This is a genomic window from Bacillus sp. FSL W8-0183, assembly GCF_038006825.1.
Classification (GTDB): domain Bacteria; phylum Bacillota; class Bacilli; order Bacillales; family Bacillaceae; genus Bacillus; species Bacillus altitudinis.
Genome location: NZ_JBBOVY010000001.1, coordinates 2,881,779 through 2,907,373, shown reverse-complemented (window position 1 = coordinate 2,907,373; position 25,595 = coordinate 2,881,779). Strand labels below are relative to the sequence as shown.

The window sequence follows — 25,595 nt, the reverse complement described above, 5'->3', positions numbered from 1 at the left end:
AGCAGATGGCGCAAATTATTAAAATCCAAGATTATATATCACGATATGAACAAGACCCGCATCATTACATCAATCAGTTTATTCGGTTGAAAAAACAAAGATGGGACGAGTTAAAAAAGGCTTCCAAAGAGCAGGTGCAAAAGCAGGCTGACCAAGCCATCGAGCAAGCACCTGAACAAGAGGAAGAAAAGAGAAAAAAATTCTCCTTAAAAAGAAAGCAAAAAGAAGCCGATATGAAAAAGGAACGGGACCTGAGTCTTTTTAACGAGCCAACAGATATAGAACTAGGTGTCTTTACAAACGTTCCTACCGATGAAACGAAGCTGATTCACTTTTTTAAAGATCATCTTTACGATGTTCAGTTAAAATGGGCTAGCTCGACGATCTCTCATATTTCAACTGTCTCCCATCACATTCGCTATGATGAAAAGCTGCGGATGCTTGCAAGGCAGCTGCCAGATTCTTATTTTGTGATGTACAAGCCGGTGCTGCTCATTCAAAAAGCTGAGATGGAATTGTGTCCAGTGCTCATTACACCGCTTGAAGTCATCTGTTTATCTTTCTTAGAAGCAGAGCCAGACAGCGTATATATTGGATCGAAGGAACGTTTTTGGGAAAAGCGGGCGACGGGAAAAGCTGTTCAATCCGTTTTAAACCCTTGTGCAAGCCTTCTTCGCTCTGGAACTGTTGTGTCAAAAATTTTACAGCAAAGTGGTGTAGAGCTTCCTGTGAAAAAAATCCTCATCAGCCGCACCTCGTATATTGATTTGCCCGAAGTTCCATTCGGGATGGAGGTTGTCGATAAGAAGAAAGCGGAGGATTGGTTTGAAAAGCAGCGGAAAAACACGGCGCCGACAAAGCACCAGCAATTCAAAGCGACAAAGGCATTGCTCGCTTATGGTGAATCAGACAGCAAAAGAAGGCAGGAATGGCTCGATTAAAGGCATATCAAGGTCACCAAAAAATGAGACCTGAGTGGAGCTAATATATGAATGAATGGTACTTTATCGTCAATCCAGCAGCAGGACAAGGAAAAGGACTCCGCACTTGGAGAAGCATAGAGAAAGAATTACAAAAGGTAGAGATCTCATACAGATCGTTTCTTACCCAGCATGAAGGACATGCCGAAGTTTTGGCGAGACAGATTAGCGCTATGCAAGACGACAGATTGAAACGGCTGATCGTCATTGGCGGTGACGGCACATTTCATGAAGTACTGAATGGTTTGAAAGAAATTGATCATGTGCAGCTAAGCTTTGTCCCAGCAGGTCATTGGAATGATGCTGCGAAGGGGCTGGGCATCCAGCGTCATGATGTGATCAAAGAAGTGAGAAAACAAAAGAGGATGCTGACGAAAACATTTTCTCTCGGTTCCTTTCAAGATCATGCAGAAAGTCCGCAATCTGTTCTTTTTCTCAATCATATTGGTGTTGGTTTTGATGCGCATGTCTTGAAGAGAACGGTCCATTTTAGAGGGAAAAAGTGGCTCAACCGACTCAAACTCGGATTTATCATCTACCCGCTGTCCTTTCTACATTCGTTATGGTCTTTCAAACCGTTTGACCTTGCTCTTTTTATTGAAAATGAGAGAAAAGTTTTTCGCCAAGTGTGGTTTGTGATCGTATGTAATCACCCATATTATGGAGGCGGGCTGGAAGCAGCGCCGGAAGCAAGTGCGAGGCAATCAGGATTTCAAACAATCGTTGTCACGGATTTGAATCCATTGAAAGTCCTCTTATTTTTAAGTGCAATGGTTTTTAAAAAGCACCTTGTAATGGAGGGAGTCACCCTTTTTCAGCATGAAGAAGCCTACTTGGAGGCAGATGAAAAAATCCTATTTCACGCCGATGGAGAAGTGATTGGCGCCACTCCAGTGTTTGTTAAGGCTAGTGAGCGATCGTTAAAATTACGTGGCTAAGAAGCAGCCAGTGTGCGCACGAGCAAAAGAAACATGAAAAAAGACTTCCTTTTTCATAAGGTTCTTGTCCTGATTTTCTAGTTTTGCTTGACGAGTATAAGAAGGTAGCGATAAAATCTATAGGACGGCTATTGTTTAGCATCTCATTCTCAATAGCTGTCCTTTTTGTTTTTATGATCATATAAATAAAAAATAAACAGCCAATTGATCTCAATCGGCTGAATTTTGTCGACTAAAAAAGCATGATTTAAAATATTTTAAGAAATGATGGGTTGAAAATTGATATGAACTGGTTGGGACAAATATTAGGTAGCGAATGGCACATCTCTCCTGCTGGAGGCGCTACGGGAGATGCGTACTTCGCAACACACAATGACCAAAAGCTATTTTTAAAACGCAATACGTCACCGTTTCTTGCGGTTTTGTCAGCTGAAGGCATTGTGCCGAAGCTTGTCTGGACAAAACGGATGGAAAATGGGGATGTCATTACTGCGCAGCACTGGCTGAGCGGCAGAGAGCTGAAGCCAAAGGACATGAATGACCGTCCTGTAGCGGAGCAGCTAAGAAAAATTCATACATCAAAAGAGCTGCTCGATATGCTGAAACGATTAGAAAAGCACTCGCTTGACCCGGCATCGATCTTGATGCATCTCAAGGCATCGATCTTAAAAGAGCAGATTGACTCACATGATATCACGCGCGCCATCCAGTATTTAGAGAAACATGTGGAGGCAGTTCATTTCGAGGATAAGGTCGTATGCCATTGTGACCTCAACCATAATAATTGGCTGCTGACAGATGAAAACCAGCTCTATTTAATTGATTGGGACGGGGCAATGATTGCGGATCCAGCGATTGATCTTGGACCGCTCTTATACCATTATGTTGAAGAAGAGAACTGGGAAAGCTGGCTCTCTATGTATGGTGCTCCGCTGACCGACAACTTGCGAAAACGCATGGCATGGTATGTGCTGGCTGAAACCGTCTCGTTTGTCGTTTGGCATAAAAGAAAAGGAAATGAAAAGGCGCAAAAAGAAGTGCAAGCCGAGCTACATGCACTTTTAAAACGGTTAAACATCCATTAAGACAGTGGAATGTTCTCGACCCAGTCAGATAGATGCGATTGATGCGCTTCGATATGTGCATCAATTGAACTGACAGAGGTACCTTTTTGGCTGTAATCATAAATATCTGTTAGTAGCTGACGAACGTCAGCATCCAAATCTTCTTTTGCCAGCATTAATTGAATCACGCGTCCCACCTGTTCATATTCTGCAACAGTCCCGCAGCAATCCAGCTGGTGATCAGTTAAAATATCTTTGATTAATTGAAGCTGATGTTGGCGGTTTAATCCCATACGTATGCTCCTTTCAGGGCGTGTCATTTATGTGGTTAAACTGTGCATTCAGCTTTGATTTTATACATGAAGCAGACCAGCCCAATTAGCAGCTGGTCTTTTTCATATGTGCGGATAAGATGCTGTCTTGCGGCTCTTTATGTTTCATGGTATCTTGATAAAATGTAAAGAAAATAGAGGTGTATCAAATTGAGAATGCGACATAAACCATGGGCGGATGATTACTTAGCTGAAAATGCTCATATTGCTTTAGCTAACCCTGAACAATACAAAGGGAAATGGCATGAGCTGTTTGGAAATGATCATCCAATCCATATCGAAGTCGGTACAGGAAAAGGGAGTTTTATTGCCGGAATGGGCAAGCTTCATCCTGAGTTGAACTATATCGGCATTGAATTATTTAAAAGTGTCATTGTGACGGCAGTCGATAAAATCAAAGAAACAGATGTAGAAAACGTAAAGCTTCTAAACATCAACGCAGAGACACTGACAGATGTCTTTGCGGAAAATGAGATTGATCGGGTGTATTTGAACTTCTCTGATCCGTGGCCAAAATCAAGGCATGAAAAACGTAGGTTGACGTTTAAAGCCTTTTTAAAGCGATATGAACAGATCCTCCGTCCAGGCGGTGAATTACATTTCAAAACCGATAACCGCGGACTATTTGAATATTCCTTGAAAAGCTTTTCGTCTTACGGACTCCTTTTAACATATGTGAGCCTTGATTTACATGAGGATGGTCTCGAAGGAAATGTCATGACAGAATATGAAGAGAAATTCTCTTCCATGGGACAACCGATCTATCGATCAGAAGTAAAATTCCCTGAATAACAAGCGAACAATGCTGGCTGCAACGAACGATTGCGGTCAGCTTTTTTTTGATAAAAAGATTAGCACATGCGATTTTCCTTTGTATTTGCTACGATAGAAAAAGGAGGGATGACAGCAATGGAGACAATGAAAATAGGTGAAATGGAACTGTTCTGGTTAAATGGGGGAGATACACACATGGATGGCGGTGCCATGTTTGGCGTGGTGCCAAAGCCATTATGGTCAAAAAAATACCCTGTGAATGATCGAAATCAAATTGAATTACGGTGTGATCCAATGCTCATACGGTGGAACGGTCTTCATCTGTTAGTAGATTCCGGCATCGGGTCAGGGAAGCTGACAGAGAAACAAAAACGCAATTATGGCGTCACAGAGGAAACGAAAATAGAAGAATCACTTGCGGCTCTCGGTTTGCGCCCATCTGATATAGATTACGTCTTAATGACTCATTTGCATTTTGATCATGCAAGCGGGCTGACAAAACGTGAAGGCGATGAGCTCGTGTCTGTTTTTCAGCAGGCAAAAATCATCACGTCCAAAATTGAATGGGACGAAATGAGAGCACCGAACATCCGCTCAAGAAATACATATTGGAAAGAAAACTGGGAGCCTGTTGCCGATCAAGTCATGACATTTGAAGATAGCATCGAAGTAACAGAAGGCATTCGCCTGCATCATACAGGTGGACATAGCGATGGGCATAGCATCTTAACGCTCACAAGTCAGGGAGAAACAGCTATTCATTTAGCGGATATCATGCCGACACACGCTCATAAAAACCCGCTTTGGGTCTTGGCATACGATGATTATCCAATGACCTCGATCCCGGCGAAGCAAAAATGGCAGGCATTTGCCGAAGAAAACAATGCATGGTACTTGTTTTATCATGATGCCATCTACCGTGCTGTAAAGTGGAATGAAGACGGGGCAATGACCCATGAGGTCAAAAGAGAAACCGGAAGATAAAAGATCATCTGTATGTTTTTGCGCCTTTCACACAAAATAACGACAAAATGAACTTGTGAAAGGAAGAGTGCAGGTGAATCAATTTTATCGTGTACATGGTGATGTCATCGAGACACCGTTAAGAGGGATGGAAGTCATGTCTGTCCCTTATTTAAACAAAGGGGTCGCATTTACAAAGGAAGAGCGGGAAGAGCTTGGGTTAAAGGGATTTCTGCCGCCGAAGGTGTTAACACTAGAAGATCAAGCAAAGCGTGCATATGAACAGTTCAAAGCACAGCCAGACGCACTTGGGAAAAATGTCTATTTAACTGCGCTTCATGACAGAAATGAAGTGCTCTTTTATAAATTATTAAATGAGCATTTGGCAGAAATGCTGCCGATTGTTTACACACCGACCGTAGGAACAGCGATTCAGCGTTACAGCCACGAGTATAGAAAGCCAAGAGGAATTTATTTATCCATTGATGACCTAGAAGGAATGGAAGAAATTTTTGCATCTTACGGAGTGGATGAATCAATTGATCTCATTGTTGCAACAGATGCAGAAGGAATTTTAGGCATCGGTGACTGGGGTGTTGGCGGAATCGCCATTTCAGTCGGGAAGCTGGCTGTTTATACAGCCGCAGCAGGTATTGATCCTAGCCGTGTACTGGCAGTGGTGCTTGATGCTGGAACCAACCAAGAAAGCCTTTTAAATGATCCGCTTTATGTGGGAAATCAGCACTCCCGCGTTCGAGGAGAGCGCTATGATCAGTTTATTGATCAATATGTTGAGCTTGCCCGTGCGACTTTTCCAAATGCACTTCTTCACTGGGAAGACTTCGGTACAAAAAATGCGCGCGCCATTTTGGAAAAATATAAGGACCGTATTTGTACGTTTAATGATGATATTCAAGGAACTGGAGCCGTTTCACTGGCTGCGGTTCTGGCTTGTGCAAAAGCATCGAAGGTTCCGCTGAAAGATCACCGAATCGTGATCTTTGGAGCAGGTACAGCAGGGATTGGTATAGCCGAGCAAATTCGTGATGCCATCGTGAGAGATGGTGTCAAAGAAGAGGAATCATATGACCATTTCTGGTGTATTGATAAAACGGGATTGCTCACAGATGATTCACCCGACATTCAGCCATTCCAAAAGCCGTATGCAAGACGTTCTGATGAAGTGAAGGATTATGCACGTAATGGTCCAAAGCATTCAATTGATTTGTTAGAGGTCGTGAAGCAGGCGAAACCTACGATCTTAATTGGTACCTCAACTGTAGGTGGGGCATTTACAGAGGAAATAGTGAAAGAAATGGCGTCACATGTAGAGCGGCCAGCGATTTTACCGATGTCTAACCCGACACCTCTTTCAGAGGCAAAGCCGGAAGATCTCATTGAATGGACAGAAGGACGTGCGCTTGTCACAACGGGAAGCCCGTTTGATCCAGTTGAATATGGCGGTGTGACATATGAAATTGGGCAGGCAAATAATGCCCTTGTGTTTCCAGGGCTTGGTCTTGGAACGATTGTGTGTAAAGCCCGCCTCATGACAGACAGCATGTTTGTTGCGAGTGCTGAAGCGATTGCGAGCATGGTCAATGTCGGAAAACCGGGTGCTGCGATGCTTCCAAGTGTTGATCAGCTCAGAACGGTTTCAGCGACAGTGGCTGTCCGTGTGGCACAAGCAGCGATTGACGAAGGAATTGCGGAAGAAACCCCTGATGACCTCATTCAGGCTGTGCAAGACGCCATGTGGCACCCTGTATACAAAAAAATCAAAGCCATCTAAAAAAAGCTTCGCAAGGACTTGTCTTTGCGAAGCTTTCTTATTAAGCAACAGAATCAATGACATCAACGATCATGCCTGTTTTTGCATCAATCATGACTTCATACTGTTCCAGCTCGCCAAAGGCGGAGCGTGTAATGCCAGATTTGTACACATCAATCGTTTCACCATTTACGGTATACGGTTCTGGTACAGTATAAATCCAAGAGCCATCAATCGGGCCGCGCTGTTTAAAAGCGGATTTCACAATTTTTAACGCTTTTTCAGACGAGATATACGTCGGGAAAAAGACTTTCTTTGCAACAATTGCAGCGGCTACGCCAATACTCGCACCAATCAGAACATGTTTTAACTTCAACGTGCTGCACCTCCGTATTGCTGTTTTTTCCATTATACAAAACTTGTCCAGCGATGTTAAGAAATCCGAATACTTGAAAGCATATTCAAAATTTCTGGAGAGATACTTGGAAAACCGAAAGAATTCTTATAGTATAAAGTGAGTGTTATTTTTATAGGAATTTATATGGTCATTACATAGAAATGAGGGTAACTGTCAAATGAACGAAGAAACAATGTCGCTTTTCCGAAATTTAACAGAACTACAAGGGACTCCAGGTAATGAGCACCATGTGCGTGCTTTTATGAAAAAGGAACTTGAGAAATATTCCGATGAACTCATACAGGATCGTCTTGGTGGAGTGTTTGGTGTCCGCAAAGGCCCAGAGAACGCGCCGAAGATTATGGTGGCTGGTCATATGGATGAAGTCGGTTTTATGGTGTCATCCATTACGAAAAACGGAATGATTCGTTTTCAAACACTTGGCGCCTGGTGGAGTCAAGTGATGCTTGCGCAGCGTGTGGATGTTCATACGGATCACGGGCCAATTCCGGGCGTTATATCGAGCACACCTCCTCACCTTCTGACACCAGAACAAAAAAGCAAATCAGTAAAACCGTCAGATATGCTGATTGATATTGGTGCAGACAGTGAAGAAGAAGCGAAAGAGCTTGGCGTTCGCCCAGGGCAGCAAATCGTTCCTGCAACGGTCTTTACCCCAATGGCCAATCCAAAAAAGATTTTAGCCAAAGCTTGGGATAACCGCTATGGATGCGGACTTGCCATTGAATTATTAAAAGAATTAAAAGACGAAACCCTTTCATGTCAATTGTATTCAGGCGCCACCGTACAAGAGGAAGTAGGGCTCAGAGGGGCTGAGGTAGCTGCGAATATGATTCAGCCTGATCTGTTCTTTGCTCTAGATGCGAGTCCCGCAAATGATGTGACGGGAGACAAATCACAATTTGGCCAGCTTGGAAAAGGTGCACTTCTTCGTATTTATGATCGCACGATGATTACGCATCGAGGCATGAGAGAATTTGTTCTCGATACAGCCGAAACAAACAATATTCCATATCAATATTTCGTATCGCCAGGCGGTACGGATGCTGGACGTGTCCATATCTCAAATCAAGGTGTACCGTCTGCTGTTATTGGTGTATGCGCGCGTTACATTCATACAAGTCACTCTGTCTTGCATGTGGATGATTATGCAGCGGCAAAAGAATTAATTGTTCGTCTTGTGAAAAATTGTGATCAAAGCACGGTGGATTCGATTTATCAACAAGTGTAAACGATAAGAAAAAGGCTGCCTCTTTTAAGAGCACAGCCTTCAGCGTGTAGACAAACCCTCGCATTCGGTGTCAGTCCTGCGTGCTGGTGCTCACGAATGTGACATTCGCTCCGCGCCAGTACTCGTCCTTCCTAGGGCTGCAAAGGTTTTCTATCACGCTGAAACGAAGAAAAAGGGCTAAAATCAAGTTCATTTTAGCCCTTTTTCTTATTCTTGTTCAAACACGTATGACAACGCCTTAATTGCTTGATTCACTGTTTCGACAGTGATATTTGCTTTGTTTGATAGTTCCTTTAGTGGATGATGTAATTCTTTAGGACGAATCAAAATAAGGGGTTTTCCTTTGGCGATGGCAGAAGAAGCATCCATTGCCGTGTTCCACTGTTTATATTTCTCACCAAAGCGGGCGATGACAACGTCTGCCTTATTTAATAATAGTTCGGTGCGGAAATTGTTCAAATCAGAAGCCGCATCGTCTTTCAAGATGGCATTTGGCTGCCCGCCTAAAATATCTTCTCCGATGTTATCTGATCGCTCATGATTCTCCATTGGACCAACAAACGTCACTGGCAGCTTCAAAGATTGGCTTTTCTCCTTGATTTCATCACGCCACTGGCTATGAATTTCTCCAGCTAAATAAACCGTTAATTGCATAACAATCTCCTCCTTGTGCACAAACTTAGTAAAGGTTTGCCCTGTTTCTTTTCATGTTACACAAGAAGTGCTTGATAAAGCAAAAAAAATATGATTATGATATTCATGGTAGAGACTATTTTTCATCGTAAGAAGACTACATATAATGGGAAGGACAGGCCTCTTCGTCTTTCCTATGAGAAAGCAGGAAGACGACGTTGATGACTTATTTAAAAAGAAAGGGTATTTCCCTTTCGCCAAAGGTCTATTTTATTGATGCACTCTCTTATATGGCTTTAGGTCTATTTGCTACATTAGTGGTAGGGCTGATTTTAAAAACAGCAGGCGGCCTGTTATCATTTCCTCTCATCGTGGAAATGGGAACGCTCGCAATGGGGCTGATGGGACCAGCAATTGGCGTAGCGGTTGCTTATCGCTTAAACGCTTCTCCTTTAATTATTTTCGCAAGTGTTGTTTCAGGTGCTGCTGGAGCAGAGCTTGGGGGACCTGCTGGAAGCTTCGTGGCTGCTCTCATTGGTGTGGAATTAGGCAAACTGATCAGTGGTGAGACAAGAATTGATATTATTTTAACGCCGCTTGTGACCATTATCACAGGTTTTCTCACTGCTGCTTTCATCGGCCCTGGGATTCAGGCGGTGATGACAGGGCTCGGCAGGCTGATCGTATGGGGGACTGACCAAAGTCCACTCATCATGGGCATGCTGGTTGCAACCATTGTTGGACTTGCTCTTAGCTCACCGATTTCAAGCGCTGCGCTTGCGCTGATGCTTGATTTAAGTGGTCTTGCTGCTGGTGCGGCGACGATTGGCTGCTGTGCGCAGATGGTCGGCTTTGCTGCTGCAGGATTTAGAGAAAATCGTTTTGGCGGTCTTGCTGCGGTAGGCATTGGAACCTCAAAACTACAGCTGCCGAACATTGTGAAAAATCCGCTCATTCTCATTCCGCCGACGATTGCAGGACTGATTCTTGCGCCAATTGGTATTATTGGCTTTGGGATGGTCAATAATGCGGCAGGAGCGGGTATGGGAACGAGTGGTCTTGTCGGCCAGCTCATGACACTCACAGTCATTGGATTTCATCCTTCCGTTTTCCTTGCAATTGCTCTCTTGCATATCGTTGGCCCGGCAGTGATTAGTTTGGTAGTATCAGAATGGATGAGAAAGAAAGGCTATATACAATTCGGAGATTTAAGTATACAAACTGGAGGAATCAAACATGAAAAAAATTGAATCAAACGAAGAATTACAAAAAGTGATTCAAGAAGACTTAACCGTATTACTATTTTCAGCTGACTGGTGCCCGGACTGCACATTTATTGAGCCGTTTTTGCCAGAGCTTGAAGCAAACTATCCAGAATTTGAATACTTCTATGTGGATAGAGATCAGTTCATCGACACTTGTGCAGAGTGGGAAATTTACGGAATTCCAAGCTTTTTAGTCTTTAAAAACGGACAAGAGATCAACCGTTTTGTTAGCAAAGATCGTAAGACAAAGGAAGAGATTGAAGCATTTTTAACAGATTCTCTTTCTAAATAACGAAAGGAGAGTCTTATCATGGCGAAAATGACATCAAGACAGCTTGCCAATCAATTGAAAAGCCGTCTGACGAACGACAGCTGGACCCACCAGTTTGACAGGGAAAAAGATACGCTTCGTGTGGAAGATAAACATACAGGAAAGGGCATCACGCTTGAGCTCCCGCCGATTATTGCAAAGTGGGAAGTAAAGCCTGATGAAACACTGGATGAGATCGTTTATTATGTGAAAGAGGCGCTCAGCGCTATGAAAGGTGAAGCGCAGCACATCTCAGGCAAAGAGAAGCACATTTATCCGGTCATTCGTTCAACGTCCTTTCCAGAAACATCAAGTGATGAGATTCCGCTCGTTTTTGATGAGCATACAGCAGAGACAAGAATCTACTATGCACTTGACCTTGGAAGCACCTACAGATTAATTGACGAGAAGATGCTGCAAAAGGAAAACTGGACAAAAGAACGAATCAGAGAAACTGCAAGTTTTAACGTCCGTTCACTAAAGACTGTCGTGAAAATGGATGAAGTGGCGGGCAACCGTTTTTATTTCTTCCGTGCAAACGACGGGTACGATGCAAGCAGAATTTTAAATGAATCGATTTTACAAGAATACGCGCAAAAAGTAGAGGGGCAAATGGCTATTTCCGTTCCCCATCAAGATGTGTTCATCATTGCAGATGTACGCAATGAATCAGGCTATGATATTTTAGGGCAAATGTCGATGAGCTTCTTCGCCAGCGGCACGGTTCCGATTACGGCCTTGTCATTTTTATATGACGAAGGCAAGCTTGAACCGATCTTTATTCTTGCAAAAAGCAGACCAAAACAGCAGTAGAAGGGAATTTTGAAGAATGAACGTTTTTTATAATGCAGAAGGTGTCGGCGACACACTCCTTATTTCATTGAAAGATGTAACAAGAGAAGAAGTAGGTCATGAAACGTTTGGAGATGTCGTAAGAATCTTCAATCAAGACACAAAAGAAACAACAGGTTTTAATATTTTCAATGCATCTACTTACATGAAAATTGAAGAAAACGGATCTGTACCGCTTTCTGAAACGCTTGTTCAAGATATCAATGAAATTTTAAACCGCAACGGTGTCAGTGAAACATTAACAGTTGATCTATCACCTAAGTTTGTGGTCGGTTATGTGAAGGAAAAAGAAAAACATCCGAATGCAGATAAACTGAACATTTGCCAAGTAGATGTTGGCGATGAAACCTTACAAATCGTGTGCGGTGCACCAAACGTTGATCAAGGTCAATATGTTGTGGTTGCAAAGGTCGGTGCTGTGATGCCGAGCGGTTTGGTGATCAAAGATGCTGAACTAAGAGGTGTTCCTTCAAGCGGAATGATTTGTTCTGCAAAAGAATTAGATCTTCCGAATGCGCCTGCTGAAAAAGGAATCCTTGTTCTAGAAGGAAGCCGCCAAGCTGGCGAACCATTTGAAGCGTAACCTCCCATAAACGGGTACAAATGAGCGAAGAATGTGTTATACCAAAAGTCACTAAGTACGTACTTAGTGACTTTTTTTCATCTACAGACAGTATGAACAGCAAAGCGTAGCACTTTTCTCGCTTTTCTGCATGAAAAAGCAATGGTATACTAAAAATCGCCCAAGAAAACGTAAGGGGAGTTAAAGTGAGTGATAAATGATGAGTTGGTTAGATAAATTTTTTAGTGTATTTTTAGGAGAAGAAAAAAAAGAAGAAAAAGCTGAGAGGCCTGAAACAGGTCCGATTGCACCAAAGCAGCCAGCTGTTGAACAGCATAAAGAATATAAAAAAGTTGAAGATACGAAAGTGTATTATGAATATCCAAAAGGCAATTTCCGCTTTCCTCTCGTTCCAGATGAACCTGCACGTGAGGCAGCAAAGCAACAAGAAAGAAGGCGCACGCGGCCAAGTCAGCCAAAGGCAAAGCAGGCGACCTATCAGCCAAAACAAACGGTGCAGCCTGATCTCAATAAAAAGCCTTTTAAACCAGAGCAAATCCCTTCACCCATCTATGGCTACCACCAGGATATGCGTCCAAAACATGCAGCAGCCAAAGAAGACACATCTTCTGTCAAAATGAAATCGGCAGAAGAAACGTCACAGCGTGTCACACTGTTATCAGAAGAAGCAGAGCGTGAACGGAATGTAAGACAGCAAATGAACATCCCGTCTATACGAAAAGAACAACGTATGGAAGACATGATGTCAGCCCAAAGAGCAGAACAAGTAGAGAAGCAACCTGTCACGACGCCGCTTACTTTGCAAGAGGAACTCGCTTATCAAGATCACGTTCAATCAACGATGGAACGTTTATATGACGAGCCTTTCAGTGAGACAGAGGATCAAGATCAAGCTTTGTCACAGACCAAAGACGATCGAGAAGCTTCCTTACATATGGAGCAAGCTGAAGCATCTAAAGAGCCTCTAGAGATGGAGCAAGAACAGGCAGTCACCGTTGAACAAGAAGAGCCGATGATTCCGCTTGAAGATGATGCTGAGAAAAAAGAGAGCTTTACATTTGAAACAGCTTTAAGCGCATCACCAGCACTCGACATGGAGATAGAAAGCCCAGTAGAAGAAACTGCGATGCTGGAAGAGAATGAAGTAGAGGCTGCGGAGGAAACAACAGAGGCTGCATGGATAGAAGAAAGTCAAGCAGACGTGTCAGCGGCAGCATTTGAACAAGAAGAACCGTTGATCTTACAAGATTCGCAAGATGATGATTCTCTGCCGGAAGAAAAATTAACAGATGATGAAGTCATGCCAGTTGAAGAAGCATCAGATGAATTTGCTGACTCTGGACAAGCAGAGATCGCCGGGGATATGGCAGAAGAGCTTGAGGAAACACCTGAAGAAACGCCTGAAATAAAACGTGAAGAACCAAAACCGTCTTCTCCACAGCCAAAGCGCTCAAACGGTCAAACCTCCACCGTTCCTTTTAACGTCATGATGTTAAAAAGTGATCAGCGCGTGCAAGGACAGAAGAAAACGGCAGATGCACAAGGATATGTATTTCCGAGTTTAGCCCTTCTAGACGTTCCGCCAGCACAAAAAGAAGAGGACGGAACATGGGTGAAAGAACGGGCAGAACTGCTCAATGCCACACTGAAAAATTTCAATGTCAGAGCAAGTGTTGTTCATATGACGCAAGGTCCTTCTGTTACAAGATTTGAAGTGCATCCTGAACCAGGCGTGAAAGTGAACAAAATTACAAACCTGTCAGATGATATCAAACTCAGTTTGTCTGCAAAAGATATTCGCATCGAAGCGCCGATTCCTGGGAAGAACACGATTGGAATCGAAGTGCCGAACCTTCACAGCAAAATGGTTTTCTTAAGAGAAATGATCAGAAGCAGTGCTTTTAGAGACAACCCATCTCCATTAACGGCAGCGCTCGGATTGGATATTTCCGGTCAGCCCGTTGTGGTTGATTTGCAAAAAATGCCGCACGGCTTAATTGCCGGAGCAACAGGTTCAGGGAAAAGTGTCTGTATTAATACCATTCTCGTAAGCCTGATGTTTAAAGCTTCACCTGATGAAGTGAAAATGCTGTTAATCGACCCTAAAATGGTCGAACTGGCGCCGTATAATCACATTCCGCATCTTGTGAGCCCAGTTATTACTGATGCCAAGACAGCAACAGCTGCTTTGAAATGGGTAGTAGATGAAATGGAAAGACGCTATGAACTGTTTGCACACTCTGGTGTGAGAGAAATCAAACGATTTAACGAACTGGTGAAAGAAAAACAAATGGGTGAAAAACTACCATATCTCGTCGTTGTCATTGATGAGCTGGCTGATTTAATGATGGTCGCACCAAATGAAGTCGAAGAAAGCATTTGCCGAATTGCCCAAAAAGCAAGAGCATGCGGGATTCACTTACTCATTGCGACGCAAAGACCTTCTGTTGATGTCATTACAGGCCTCATTAAAGCAAACATCCCAACAAGAATTGCATTCTCTGTTTCAAGCCAAGTGGATTCAAGAACCATTATTGATATGGCAGGTGCTGAAAAGCTTCTCGGAAAAGGAGACATGCTGTTCTTAGAAAATGGCTCTGGCAAACCGACAAGGCTGCAAGGGAACTTTGTATCAGATCGAGAGATTGATGAAGTGGTAGCGCATGTGAGAAAACAGCGCAAACCTGTGTTCCTTTTTGAACAGGAAGAATTGATGCTCCAAGGCTCTGCCATTACAGACGAAGATGAATTGTTTATGGACGCATGCCGATTCGCCATCGAGCAAAATAGTGCAAGTACATCCAGTTTGCAAAGAAGATTTAGAATTGGCTACAATCGAGCAGCGAGATTGATTGATATGATGGAACGTGAAGGAATGATCTCTGGGGCAAAAGGCAGTAAGCCAAGAGAGGTCCTCATGACACTGAGTGATTTAGAACAATTGATCTAAACAAACCACTTCATTTTTTTGATAAACATGGTATGATAGCACATAGGTGCAATTTTTGAATTGGACGCTTTTCGCATGCCTGTCTGAACGCTTTTTAACGAAAATGAGCGAAAGCAGGTGTTAGAAATGGGAAAGTTGTCGGATACTAATCATAGTTAATATTGATTAGTATAGGAAGATCGGAAAAAAATCTTTATTTGGAGCTGCGATTTGTGATCAGCTAGAGACAAAAATCACAAGTTGCAAATTGAAATGAGCGTCATATACTGTAAGTCAGATAGACGTTTGTTGGAGGTACAATTATGACTGTTTATCATTTTGTTGGAATAAAAGGGACAGGTATGAGTCCACTGGCCCAAATTCTTCATGATACTGGGTATACTGTCCAAGGATCGGATATCGAAAAACATATCTTTACACAGAAAGCATTAGAAGAACGAAATATTAAAATTCTCCCATTTGACCCAGATAATATTCAGCCAGGGATGACGGTGATTGCAGGAAATGCATTCCCAGATACACACCCTGAGATTGAGCGTGCTCTTTCTGAAGGGATTCCTGTCATTCGTTATCATAAATTTCTTGGAGAATACATGGATTCATTCACAAACGTTGCAATTACGGGTGCTCATGGTAAAACATCGACAACAGGTCTGCTTGCACATGTGATGCAAGCGGCAAAACCAACTTCCTACTTAATCGGTGATGGATCTGGAATGGGGAAAGAAAACAGCGAGTATTTTGTATTTGAAGCGTGCGAATACCGCAGACATTTCCTCAGCTACCATCCAGACTATGCGATCATGACCAATATTGATTTTGATCACCCTGATTATTTCACGGATATTGATGACGTGTTCGATGCGTTTCAAAACATGGCACTTCAAGTGAAAAAAGCCATTATCGCCTGCGGTGATGACGAGCATTTGCTCAAGATCCAAGCAAAAGTACCTGTTGTGTACTACGGATTCAATGAAGAAAATGATTTCCAAGCACGAAATGTTGTGAAAAACACAGAAGGCACGACATTTGATGTATTTGTACGTAATACGTTTTATGATACCTTCTACATTCCTGCTTACGGAAACCACAATGTCCTTAACTCATTAGCGGTCATTGCATTATGCCACTATGAAGCCATTGATGTAGAGCTCATCAAAGGTGCTTTAACGACATTTGGCGGTGTGAAACGACGCTTTAATGAAAAAGTAGTCGGTGAACAAGTCTTAATTGACGATTATGCGCACCATCCGACTGAAATTGAAGTCACGATCGAAGCAGCTCGCCAGAAGTATCCAGACCGTGATATTGTAGCAGTCTTCCAGCCGCACACTTTCACTCGTACACAGCAATTTTTAAGTGAATTTGCGGACAGTCTGAAAAAAGCAGACTATGTATACCTCTGTGATATTTTCGGCTCAGCTCGTGAAAACATTGGGAAACTAAGCATTGAAGATTTGCGGGAAAAAATTCCGCAAGCCCAATTGATTGAAGAAGAAGAGACATCTGTGCTGAAAGCACATGAAAATGCGATCTTGGTCTTTATGGGAGCAGGAGATATTCAAAAGTATCTTCGTGCTTATGAGAAAGTCGCAGTATAAGTGCCTGTCAAAAAGTGCCGATTCAATCGGCGCTTTTTTATTTTGAATAAAATGTGACAAAGGGGCTAAATGTGACAAGATGTGCCGCTTTTTTTCGTTCGCTGTGGACAGGAATTGGCGAATAAGTGTAGAATTATTATTCAATCGGTCATTCTAGGCGATGTTTGAATGATACAACGAGAGGGTATTGAATTGAATATGCCCGCAGCAAAGGAGGTATCAGATGATTATTATTCTCTATTTAAGCGTTGCACTCATCGCAATCGCTTTCCTCATTCTTGTCATCTACTTGTCCAAAACATTGAAATCCTTACAGCTGACATTAAAGAATGTCGCATCAACTTTAGAAGGTCTTGAAGGACAGATGCAAGGCATCACCACAGAGACAGCACAGTTGCTACATAAGACCAATCAGCTTGCTGAAGATATTCAAGACAAATCGGCAAAACTTAACACAGTTGTGGATGCGGTGCAGGGAATTGGTGGCTCGATCAACCAATTTAATACAAGCATAAAGCAGGCAGCTGGTGCGGTTTCTTCATCCGTTGAACGAAATCAAGAGAAAGTCACGGATGTGGTAAGCTGGAGTAACGCAGCACTTGAAATCTATAAAAAATGGAAACAGCGTAAACAACAATAAACAACCATTTTCGCATAGGAGGAATAATCATGAGCAAAGACGGAATCAATAGCAAAGACTTTTTGATCGGAACACTTATCGGTGGCATTATCGGTGCAACAACGGCATTATTTTTAGCACCAAAGTCAGGGAAAGAGCTTCGCGATGATTTGAACACCCAAGCGAATGCCCTAAAAGAAAAAACAGATCGTCTTACAACAGATGCAAAGGAAAAAGGCACTGAATATGTGACGATTGCGAAAGACAAAACATCTGAATTGTCTCAGCTCGTAGCAGAGCAGTCAAACCAGATTTTAGACAAAGTAAAAGACATAAAAGATCGTACAGCTGGAAAAGCTAAACAAGTAAAAAGCGAAGCAGAAGATGCTGCAGCAAATATTGCAAATGAAGCTTCAGATGTAGCAGATGAAGCAAAAGTAAGAGCACAAGAAGCAAAAGCAGACATTGAAGACGGCATCAAAGATGTCAAAGAAAAAGTAGAACAATCTACGAAAGGCTAACTCGCTGCTTAAGTTAGGAAGGAGCACATCATGTCTAAACAACTCATAGAAACAGAAGAACAGTTTGATCAACTAACGAATCAAGACGGAACCTTTGTCTTTTTTAAGCACAGTTTGACATGTCCAATCAGCCAAGCTGCTTTTCAAGAGTTTGAAGCGTTTGCGTCAGAACATGAGGATGTTCCTGCTTATTTCTTGCAAATTCAAAACACAAGAGAGCTTTCATCCTATGTGACTGAAAAGTCAGGGATCAAGCACGAAAGCCCGCAGGCACTCATCTTTAGCGATGGCAAAGTAAAGTGGCATGCTTCTCACTCAAGCATTACAAAAGAAGCGCTTGAACATAACATGTAGAAAAACGTCAGCGATTGCTGACGTTCAAGATTGTTGACAAAGGGCTAAAATGAACTTTATTTTAGCCCTTTGTCTTCTTTTCAGCGTGATAGAAAACCTTTGCAGTCTAGGAAGGACGAGCACTGGCACGGAGCGAATTTGTCATTCGTGAGTACCAGCGCGCAGGACTGACAAAGAATGCGAGGGTTTGTCTACCTGCTGAAACGTCAGCGATTGCTGACGTTTTTTTTATAAAAAAGGTTTACTTGCATCAAAAGTATGCTATAATCTTACACATAATACTTTATCGCTTAAAAGCGTTTGGGTAATAAAGAATTTTTTCGTGACAATTCCGAAATCTTTGTTTATAATAAACCCTATTATAAGAGATCAAAAATAAAAAGCGAGAGCGGGCAGAGGAAAGGATGACAAAAATGAGCAACAATGAATTGGAACAATTGAGACAGCAAGCAGATGAACTAAATCTTCAAATCTTAAAACTGATCAATGAAAGAGGAAACATTGTAAAAGAAATTGGAAAGGCAAAAGAAGCGCAAGGTGTCAACCGTTATGACCCTGTCAGAGAGCGCACAATGCTTAATCAAATTCTTGAAGAAAATGATGGCCCATTTGAAAATTCAACGATTCAACATATTTTCAAAGAAATTTTCAAAGCAGGTTTAGAGCTTCAAGAAGATGACCACAGCAAAGCACTTCTTGTTTCTCGTAAGAAAAAACCTGAAAATACAATTGTAAATATCAATGGAGAAGCGATCGGTGACGGAAAACAACGTTTCATCGTTGGGCCATGTGCCGTTGAAAGCTACGAGCAAGTTGCAGAAGTAGCGGCAGCAGCGAAACAGCAGGGACTAAAACTTCTTCGTGGTGGCGCATTTAAGCCTCGCACAAGTCCATACGACTTCCAAGGACTTGGCGTAGACGGTCTAAAAATTCTAAAACGTGTAGCAGATGAATACGGTCTTGCAGTTATTAGTGAAATCGTGAATCCTGCTCATATTGAAGAAGCGATTGAGCATATCGATGTCATCCAAATTGGAGCACGTAACATGCAGAACTTCGAGCTTTTAAAAGAAGCTGGATCAGTGAACAAACCAGTTCTTTTAAAACGCGGTCTAGCAGCAACAATTTCAGAATTCATCAATGCAGCTGAATACATCATCGCACAAGGAAATGACCAAATCATCCTTTGCGAGCGAGGCATCCGCACATACGAAACAGCCACAAGAAATACACTAGATATCTCGGCTGTGCCAATCTTGAAACAAGAGACACATTTACCAGTCTTTGTTGACGTGACACACTCAACAGGACGCAGAGATCTACTCCTTCCAACGGCTAAAGCAGCTCTTGCGATTGGAGCAGACGGTGTGATGGCAGAAGTGCATCCAGATCCATCTGTTGCCCTATCTGATTCAGCGCAGCAAATGGACATTCCACAATTCGAAAAATGGTTAGATGCATTAAGACCACTTGTCAACATTCACGCGTAACCATAAATAGAAAAGCCGCCGGATGACAGCCCGGCGGTTTTTTCATGAAAAAATACGATCGGAATTGGCAATAAAAGGAAAAGAGCACATTGCAAGCTAAAAATACGCTTGTTCACAATGTTTTCATTTTTAAAATTCGATAGAATCTGCTAAGATCATTGTCATAGCTGACGTTCGCGACGATTTTTGGTGAAATATGATTCAATTTACAGGTAACAAGCTCATTAAAGTTTGTTTAATTTAGTTATAAAAAGAAAGGGAACGTTTTCATATGAAGAAAAAACGTGTATAATTTCATAAAAGAATGTCATTTTGATGTATATTGAAAAATTATGTGTCTCTTTTCATCGTTTTAATGACAAATAGGATATTATTTTCCTCGTATCTGACATGTCTCTATCCAATTGGTGAATGCTATAGATATGAAGTGTATTTGAAGGAGTGATTTATGTGAATAATGTTACAATATATGATGTAGCAAGAGAAGCAAACGTAAGTATGGCAACGGTATCACGCGTTGTTAATGGTAATCCAAACGTAAAACCAACAACAAGAAAAAAGGTGCTTGAAGCAATTGATCGTCTCGGCTACCGTCCGAACGCAGTCGCACGAGGCCTTGCAAGTAAAAAGACCACAACAGTTGGGGTCATCATCCCTGATATTTCGAGTATCTTCTATTCAGAGCTTGCACGAGGAATTGAAGATATTGCGACGATGTACAAGTACAACATTATTTTGAGCAACTCAGACCAAAATACTGATAAAGAACTTCATTTGTTAAACACAATGCTTGGCAAACAAGTAGATGGAATCGTTTTTATGGGCGGAAACATTACAGATGTGCATGTGGAAGAATTTAAGCGCTCTCCTGTACCCATTGTACTTGCTGCATCTGTTGAAGAGCAGGCACAAACACCATCAGTCAACATTAACTATGAACAAGCCATTTATGATTCAGTTCAGCTATTAGTTGAAAAAGGACATAAACGAATTGCGTTTGTATCTGGACCAATGTCAGAACCAATTAACTCTATGAGAAAGCTTGCTGGTTATAAGCGTGCGCTTAAAGAAGCTGGTATCGCGTTTGACGAAGCGCTTGTTGCTGAAGGAGACTACTCATATGACTCTGGTATTGAAGCGCTGGCTAATCTGCTTGATCAATCTGACAAGCCGACGGCTGTGATTGCAGCTACTGACGAAATGGCGCTAGGTGTCATTCATGGAGCGCAGGACAGAGGCGTATCAATTCCTGAAGATTTAGAAGTGATTGGTTTTGATAACACAAGACTATCCCTCATGGTTCGCCCTCAATTGACAACAGTTGTTCAGCCGACTTACGATATTGGCGCTGTTGCGATGAGACTTTTGACAAAGCTCATGAACAAAGAACAAGTAGAAGATCAAATTGTTGAATTGCCACATAGAATCGAAGAAAGACAATCGACGAAATAAAAAAGAAAGCAGGCTCACTTGATCAGTGGACGCCTGCTTTTTTTATGCCTTTTTCTTTTCTCGTCGAACAGGCATGAGTGCTTTTTCTACCGTTTGTGCATTTTTTTCTGTAATTTCTGCTCTTCTTGGAATCGGTGGATATAAATCGTCAGGATCTAGCCATGTGGATGGAAGCGGAACAGGCGATTGTTTTTCCCATGCCCGAATCCATTCCTGAGGAAGTGCATCTGGTGGTGTAATGCCTTTCATCTCAAGCCAAATGCGGCTCCATGCTCTTGGGACGACACGCCAAATATCATAGCCGCCTCCGCCCACAGCGATCCATTTTCCATCACAATATTGATGCGCCAGCTCATGGGCAATTCTAGGAATTTCCTCATATATTTTCATGGTAGCAGATAAATGCGTCAAAGGGTCATAATAGTGGGCATCTGCTCCATTTTGCGTCAAAATGACATCTGGTTTAAAAAAAGCAGCAATCTCTGTCACTGCTGTTCGATAGGCTTCTAAAAATGATTCGTCTTCTGTAAATGCGTCAAGCGGGATATTATATGCATAGCCATAGCCTTTATCATGACCCCTTTCCTGTACTTGTCCAGTTCCAGGGAACAAATAGCGCCCTGTTTCATGAATGGAAACAGTACATACCTCTGGATCATCATAGAAGCTAAACTGTACACCATCGCCATGATGAGCATCTGTATCAATATATAAAATTCTAGCGCCATATGTCTTTTGAATATACTGAATGGCTACAGAGCTGTCATTATAAATACAAAAGCCAGAAGCACGTCCTTTAAATCCATGGTGAAGCCCGCCGCCAAGATTGAGCGCATGCTGCGAATGCCCAAGCATCACTTGATCAACCGCTGTTAATGTCCCGCCAACTAGGAGAGAAGCTGCCTCATGCATCCCTGCAAACATCGGGGTATCCTCAGTGCCAAGACCATAACGTTCCCCCTCTGCGGTGGACAGTTTTCCTTCACTTGCCCGCTGTACTGCTTGAATGTAGTCTGTTGTATGGACAAGCTTTAATTCCTCCAGCGTCGCCATACGAGGTGCGACAATCTCATCATCCGTTAATGCCTTCATTTTTTGAAGAAGATCATAAGTTAAGTAGACGCGAAGCTGATTGAAGGGATGATCTTGGTGAAACTGGTACGTTTGAAAAGATGGTGAAAAAACAAAGGTCGCTTCCTTCATTTGATCGTCTGCTCCATAGGCCAGAGCACTTTATAGCCTTTTGCACGAATCAGCTTCATCACATGATCTGCATGCATCGTTTGAAGGCGGAAGACGAGCACTTTAGAGGCTTCATTGGCATGTGGGTACACGAGTACACTCAGCATTTGAATATGCTGTTCTTTTAAAATGGCCGTAATGTCTGCAAGACCCTCTGTCACTTGCGCTACTTCAACCTCTAAATGTGATCCAGGCTGATCTGCACCTGTTAGTCTTACAAACGTACGAAGTAAATCTGTTTTTGTGATGATCCCTACAAGCTTGCCGCGTCTCACAACGGGAAGACAGCCAATTCCGTGTTCAAAAAAGACACTTGAAATCTCCTCAACGAAATCAAGCGGATGAGCGGTAATCGTCTCTAGCACCATGATGTCTTCAACCGGCCGCTGAATAAAAAGCTGCCTTTTCTCTGTTTCAAAAATACTTGGACTGGCATTTTTAATATCCCGATCTGTCACCATCCCAATGACAGATCCCTGCTCAGATACGATGGGAATATGCCGAATGTGATGTGCACTCATTTTTTGAATGGCTTCTTCAATCGTATCGGTTTTGCGCAGCGTGATCACATCACGCTCCATAATTTGTTCAATCATCATGTTTACCAATCCCCTTTGCCAAAAAAACGAATTGAACGTTAATACATAAAGCGCTGATGGAAGCGAAGACGATCGAAACGCTCGATCGAATCAGGACTCACATGTTTTCCAATTCTGGCCATTAAACAATTGGCTGGATGTGAGCTAATCTCTGGCTCGTCTGTTGCAAACCAGACAAGACCGCCTGCGTTCATCATTTTCTCCATCATTTTGCGGTACTCCCACACGTTTTTCTTTGTCCCCTTTAAATCCCAATGCCAGTAATATTCAGTTGTAATAATAATGTAATTCTCCATTTGCTCATCCATCATGCTCACATCCAGTAAATGCTTGCCAAGTGAGCAGCCTCTGAATGGAGGAGCGACTTCAATGGCACCGAGCTCAATTAAATTGTCCATGTTGCCTTCTGACCAGCGTTCAAGCGGATCAGGGTACAAATACGTGACATAGCCTACGACAAGCTCATCCACCCTAGCAATGATAATACGTCCTTCAGGAAGATCTGCTATTTCAACAAGTGCTTGTTTCTGTTCCTCAGGCGTGCGAAATGCCGTTAGTCCTTCATGAAACATATAGTTCGCAAGCTCTGATGCAGGTACCGGTCCTTCAATCAGGATGGAACCTGTTTCTCGCTCAATGGTTTTTGAATAATAAGTTTTAGGATGCTCCACGTATCCACCGCCTCAAATTCTAGTGAGTCGTCTCTATTCTATCTTAAATCTTGCAATAATTAAAACGGTTTCATCAGAAGTTTTTTAAAAATTGAGAAAAAAAGTCATCTATACTATAATGGTCATTGTAAACGTATGCAAAGGGGGACTGTTTGATGAAAGTGGAAACGCTACCATCAGTAAAAGGGGACTATCATTTAAATGATTATGAGCAAGCATACAAAGAATTTTCATGGGAGGAAGCGAGAAAAAATTTCTCTTGGTATGAAACAGGAAAAGTAAATGCAGCTTATGAAGCGATTGACAGACATGCGGACTCGTTTCGTAAAAACAAGGTGGCGCTTCACTACAAAGATTCAGAGCGGGATGAAAAGTATACGTTCAGGGATATGAAAATCAAGACAAACAAAGCAGGAAATCTATTAAGAGAACAGGCGCATGTGCAAAAAGGGGATCGCGTGTTTATCTTTATGCCAAGATCACCTGAGCTCTATTTTCTACTGCTTGGTGCTGTCAAAATTGGTGCGATCGTCGGTCCGTTATTTGAGGCATTTATGGAAGGTGCCGTCAAAGATCGTTTAGAAAATAGTGAGGCAAAAGTGATTGTGACAACGCCTGATCTGCTTGAGCGGATTCCATTTGCAGAACTTCCAAAGCTTGAATCCGTCATCATTGTCGGTGGTGAAAAAGAGGATGCAGGTGGTGTGCGGACGATTCACTTTGAAGAAGCATTTGAACAGGCAGCGAAGGAGCTTGAAATCGAGTGGATGGATGAAAAAGATGGATATCTGCTTCATTACACGTCAGGGTCCACTGGTACGCCAAAAGGTGTGCTCCATGTTCATGGCGCAATGGTGCAGCAAGGCCAGACGGGTAAATGGGTACTTGATTTGAAAGAAGAAGATGTCTACTGGTGTACAGCTGATCCAGGCTGGGTAACAGGGACGGTGTACGGTATTTTTTCTCCGTGGCTGAATGGAGCGACGAATGTCATTTTAGGCGGCAGGTTCAATCCTGATACGTGGTACGAAACCATTGAATCGCTTGGTGTGACCGTTTGGTACAGTGCACCGACAGCCTTCAGAATGCTGATGGGAGCAGGAGACGATCTCATTCAAAAATATGATCTCAGCTCACTCCGTCATGTGTTAAGTGTAGGAGAGCCACTTAATCCAGAAGTGATCCGCTGGGGAGACGCTGTATTCGGTAAACGAATTCATGACACTTGGTGGATGACAGAAACAGGTGCACAGCTGATTTGTAACTATCCATGCATGGATATCAAACCAGGTTCGATGGGGAAACCAATTCCAGGCGTTGAAGCCGCGATTGTAGATAATGCCGGAAATGAACTTCCGCCATACCGGATGGGGAACCTTGCCATCAAAAAGGGCTGGCCGTCTATGATGCATACGATCTGGAACAATCCTGAAAAATATGAATCTTACTTTATGCCGGGAGATTGGTATGTTTCAGGAGATTCAGCTTATATGGATGAAGATGGATACTTCTGGTTCCAGGGACGTGTCGACGATGTCATTATGACGTCAGGAGAGCGGGTCGGTCCATTTGAGGTAGAAAGTAAACTGGTGGAACATCCGGCCATTGCAGAGGCTGGTGTCATCGGAAAACCAGATCCTGTGCGCGGTGAAATTATTAAAGCATTTATAGCGCTTAGAAGCGGATACGAACCGACAGATGAGCTGAAAGAAGAGATTCGCACGTTTGTGAAAAAAGGACTCGCTGCACATGCAGCACCGAGAGAAATTGAGTTTAAAGACAAACTGCCAAAAACACGAAGCGGTAAAATTATGAGACGTGTGCTAAAAGCGTGGGAACTGAATTTACCTGCTGGCGATCTCTCGACAATGGAAGATTAATCGCTTCCGTCAGTTGACTTGATATCAAAAGTATGTTAAAAATGACTTTAGTTGAATATGAAAAGGTTTTGACTGAGATTCAGTAGAATCATCTTTCCCTGT

General features: G+C 42.6%; 25 protein-coding genes and 1 other annotated feature (1 of these 26 only partly in view). Of the genes, 19 read left to right on the top strand and 6 right to left on the bottom strand.

The window, feature by feature from the left end; all coding sequences use genetic code 11:
• Positions 1–5: 5 nt before the first annotated feature.
• The 3 genes from NSQ64_RS15395 (at position 6) to NSQ64_RS15385 (ending at position 3,003) form a co-directional block, all read left to right on the top strand.
• Positions 6–941, top strand: a complete 936-nt coding sequence (locus tag NSQ64_RS15395) for a hypothetical protein (protein WP_341017213.1) — start codon at positions 6–8, stop codon at positions 939–941.
• Positions 942–988: 47 nt separating this feature from the next.
• Positions 989–1,918 carry a YegS/Rv2252/BmrU family lipid kinase gene (locus NSQ64_RS15390; RefSeq protein WP_007501831.1) on the top strand — a complete coding sequence of 310 codons (930 nt, stop codon included), beginning with the start codon at positions 989–991 and terminating at the stop codon, positions 1,916–1,918.
• A gap of 284 nt (positions 1,919–2,202) precedes the next feature.
• Positions 2,203–3,003, top strand: a complete 801-nt coding sequence (locus NSQ64_RS15385) for a phosphotransferase family protein (RefSeq protein WP_025207816.1) — start codon at positions 2,203–2,205, stop codon at positions 3,001–3,003.
• On the opposite strand, the gene NSQ64_RS15380 is transcribed toward NSQ64_RS15385, so the two are convergent.
• Positions 3,000–3,275: a YtzH-like family protein gene (locus tag NSQ64_RS15380; RefSeq protein WP_024719286.1), complete on the bottom strand. Its 276-nt coding sequence runs from the start codon at positions 3,273–3,275 to the stop codon at positions 3,000–3,002. The two genes, NSQ64_RS15385 and NSQ64_RS15380, sit on opposite strands and share 4 nt — an antisense overlap.
• Positions 3,276–3,464: 189 nt before the next feature.
• Here NSQ64_RS15380 and trmB point away from each other — a divergent pair, with 189 nt between their 5' ends.
• The 3 genes from trmB to NSQ64_RS15365 all read left to right on the top strand — a co-directional run bounded on the left by trmB (position 3,465) and on the right by NSQ64_RS15365 (position 6,843).
• Positions 3,465–4,106 carry a tRNA (guanosine(46)-N7)-methyltransferase TrmB gene (trmB, locus tag NSQ64_RS15375; RefSeq protein WP_039168409.1) on the top strand — a complete coding sequence of 214 codons (642 nt, stop codon included), beginning with the start codon at positions 3,465–3,467 and terminating at the stop codon, positions 4,104–4,106.
• 117 nt (positions 4,107–4,223) lie between these two features.
• Positions 4,224–5,072: a YtnP family quorum-quenching lactonase gene (locus NSQ64_RS15370; RefSeq protein ID WP_341017208.1), complete on the top strand. Its 849-nt coding sequence runs from the start codon at positions 4,224–4,226 to the stop codon at positions 5,070–5,072.
• 73 nt (positions 5,073–5,145) lie between these two features.
• A complete protein-coding gene (locus NSQ64_RS15365) occupies positions 5,146–6,843 on the top strand; it encodes an NAD-dependent malic enzyme (RefSeq protein ID WP_008343042.1) in 1,698 nt (565 codons plus the stop codon).
• Positions 6,844–6,883: 40 nt separating this feature from the next.
• Here NSQ64_RS15365 and NSQ64_RS15360 read toward each other — a convergent pair whose 3' ends face one another.
• Complete coding sequence (locus NSQ64_RS15360; RefSeq protein WP_003217759.1) at positions 6,884–7,198, bottom strand: PepSY domain-containing protein; 315 nt, start codon at positions 7,196–7,198, stop codon at positions 6,884–6,886.
• A 199-nt stretch (positions 7,199–7,397) separates the two neighbouring features.
• Here NSQ64_RS15360 and NSQ64_RS15355 point away from each other — a divergent pair, with 199 nt between their 5' ends.
• Complete coding sequence (locus tag NSQ64_RS15355) at positions 7,398–8,471, top strand: M42 family metallopeptidase (RefSeq protein ID WP_341017205.1); 1,074 nt, start codon at positions 7,398–7,400, stop codon at positions 8,469–8,471.
• A gap of 207 nt (positions 8,472–8,678) precedes the next feature.
• Here NSQ64_RS15355 and NSQ64_RS15350 read toward each other — a convergent pair whose 3' ends face one another.
• Positions 8,679–9,125, bottom strand: coding sequence for a YtoQ family protein (locus NSQ64_RS15350; protein WP_041507650.1), 447 nt, complete (start codon positions 9,123–9,125; stop codon positions 8,679–8,681).
• Positions 9,126–9,325: 200 nt separating this feature from the next.
• Between NSQ64_RS15350 and NSQ64_RS15345 the strand changes: the two genes are divergently transcribed.
• The 11 genes from NSQ64_RS15345 (at position 9,326) to ccpA (ending at position 21,101) form a co-directional block, all read left to right on the top strand.
• Positions 9,326–10,354, top strand: a complete 1,029-nt coding sequence (locus NSQ64_RS15345; protein ID WP_341017202.1) for a PTS transporter subunit IIC — start codon at positions 9,326–9,328, stop codon at positions 10,352–10,354.
• Entirely contained in the window at positions 10,341–10,661 is a 321-nt protein-coding gene (locus NSQ64_RS15340; protein WP_003217665.1) for a thioredoxin family protein, read from the top strand. The genes NSQ64_RS15345 and NSQ64_RS15340 overlap by 14 nt, the downstream gene beginning before the upstream one ends.
• 18 nt (positions 10,662–10,679) lie before the next feature.
• Positions 10,680–11,492 carry a DUF1444 domain-containing protein gene (locus NSQ64_RS15335; RefSeq protein WP_008343044.1) on the top strand — a complete coding sequence of 271 codons (813 nt, stop codon included), beginning with the start codon at positions 10,680–10,682 and terminating at the stop codon, positions 11,490–11,492.
• A 16-nt stretch (positions 11,493–11,508) separates the two neighbouring features.
• The gene (gene ytpR / locus NSQ64_RS15330) at positions 11,509–12,114 is read left to right on the top strand and encodes a YtpR family tRNA-binding protein (RefSeq protein WP_007501813.1); all 606 of its coding nucleotides are present in this window, start codon (positions 11,509–11,511) and stop codon (positions 12,112–12,114) included.
• Positions 12,115–12,310: 196 nt separating this feature from the next.
• Positions 12,311–15,064 (top strand): DNA translocase FtsK, encoded by a 2,754-nt coding sequence (locus NSQ64_RS15325; RefSeq protein ID WP_341017199.1) that lies wholly within the window; start codon positions 12,311–12,313, stop codon positions 15,062–15,064.
• A gap of 302 nt (positions 15,065–15,366) precedes the next feature.
• Positions 15,367–16,665 (top strand): UDP-N-acetylmuramate--L-alanine ligase, encoded by a 1,299-nt coding sequence (gene murC, locus NSQ64_RS15320; protein ID WP_008343047.1) that lies wholly within the window; start codon positions 15,367–15,369, stop codon positions 16,663–16,665.
• 223 nt (positions 16,666–16,888) lie between these two features.
• Entirely contained in the window at positions 16,889–17,305 is a 417-nt protein-coding gene (locus NSQ64_RS15315; RefSeq protein WP_017367864.1) for a DUF948 domain-containing protein, read from the top strand.
• Positions 17,306–17,334: 29 nt separating this feature from the next.
• Positions 17,335–17,805, top strand: a complete 471-nt coding sequence (locus tag NSQ64_RS15310; RefSeq protein WP_007501807.1) for a YtxH domain-containing protein — start codon at positions 17,335–17,337, stop codon at positions 17,803–17,805.
• A 30-nt stretch (positions 17,806–17,835) separates the two neighbouring features.
• Positions 17,836–18,159, top strand: a complete 324-nt coding sequence (gene ytxJ, locus NSQ64_RS15305) for a bacillithiol system redox-active protein YtxJ (RefSeq protein ID WP_041507651.1) — start codon at positions 17,836–17,838, stop codon at positions 18,157–18,159.
• A 413-nt stretch (positions 18,160–18,572) separates the two neighbouring features.
• Positions 18,573–19,649 carry a bifunctional 3-deoxy-7-phosphoheptulonate synthase/chorismate mutase gene (locus tag NSQ64_RS15300; RefSeq protein ID WP_017358315.1) on the top strand — a complete coding sequence of 359 codons (1,077 nt, stop codon included), beginning with the start codon at positions 18,573–18,575 and terminating at the stop codon, positions 19,647–19,649.
• Positions 19,650–20,099: 450 nt separating this feature from the next.
• Positions 20,100–21,101: a catabolite control protein A gene (ccpA, locus tag NSQ64_RS15295; RefSeq protein ID WP_341017195.1), complete on the top strand. Its 1,002-nt coding sequence runs from the start codon at positions 20,100–20,102 to the stop codon at positions 21,099–21,101.
• A 42-nt stretch (positions 21,102–21,143) separates the two neighbouring features.
• Here the strand turns inward: ccpA and NSQ64_RS15290 are convergent, their stop codons facing one another.
• The 3 genes from NSQ64_RS15290 to NSQ64_RS15280 are packed head-to-tail and all read right to left on the bottom strand — an operon-like array spanning position 21,144 to position 23,613.
• Positions 21,144–22,304, bottom strand: a complete 1,161-nt coding sequence (locus tag NSQ64_RS15290; RefSeq protein ID WP_045034170.1) for an acetoin utilization protein AcuC — start codon at positions 22,302–22,304, stop codon at positions 21,144–21,146.
• Positions 22,301–22,942 (bottom strand): CBS and ACT domain-containing protein, encoded by a 642-nt coding sequence (locus NSQ64_RS15285; RefSeq protein WP_041092583.1) that lies wholly within the window; start codon positions 22,940–22,942, stop codon positions 22,301–22,303. Before NSQ64_RS15285 ends, NSQ64_RS15290 begins: the two co-directional genes overlap by 4 nt.
• A 38-nt stretch (positions 22,943–22,980) precedes the next feature.
• Positions 22,981–23,613, bottom strand: coding sequence for a GNAT family N-acetyltransferase (locus NSQ64_RS15280; protein WP_047945276.1), 633 nt, complete (start codon positions 23,611–23,613; stop codon positions 22,981–22,983).
• Between the two features lie 155 nt (positions 23,614–23,768).
• Here NSQ64_RS15280 and acsA point away from each other — a divergent pair, with 155 nt between their 5' ends.
• Entirely contained in the window at positions 23,769–25,493 is a 1,725-nt protein-coding gene (gene acsA / locus NSQ64_RS15275) for an acetate--CoA ligase (protein ID WP_144680003.1), read from the top strand.
• A gap of 59 nt (positions 25,494–25,552) precedes the next feature.
• Positions 25,553–25,595, top strand: a binding site (T-box leader); it runs 195 nt beyond the window's last position.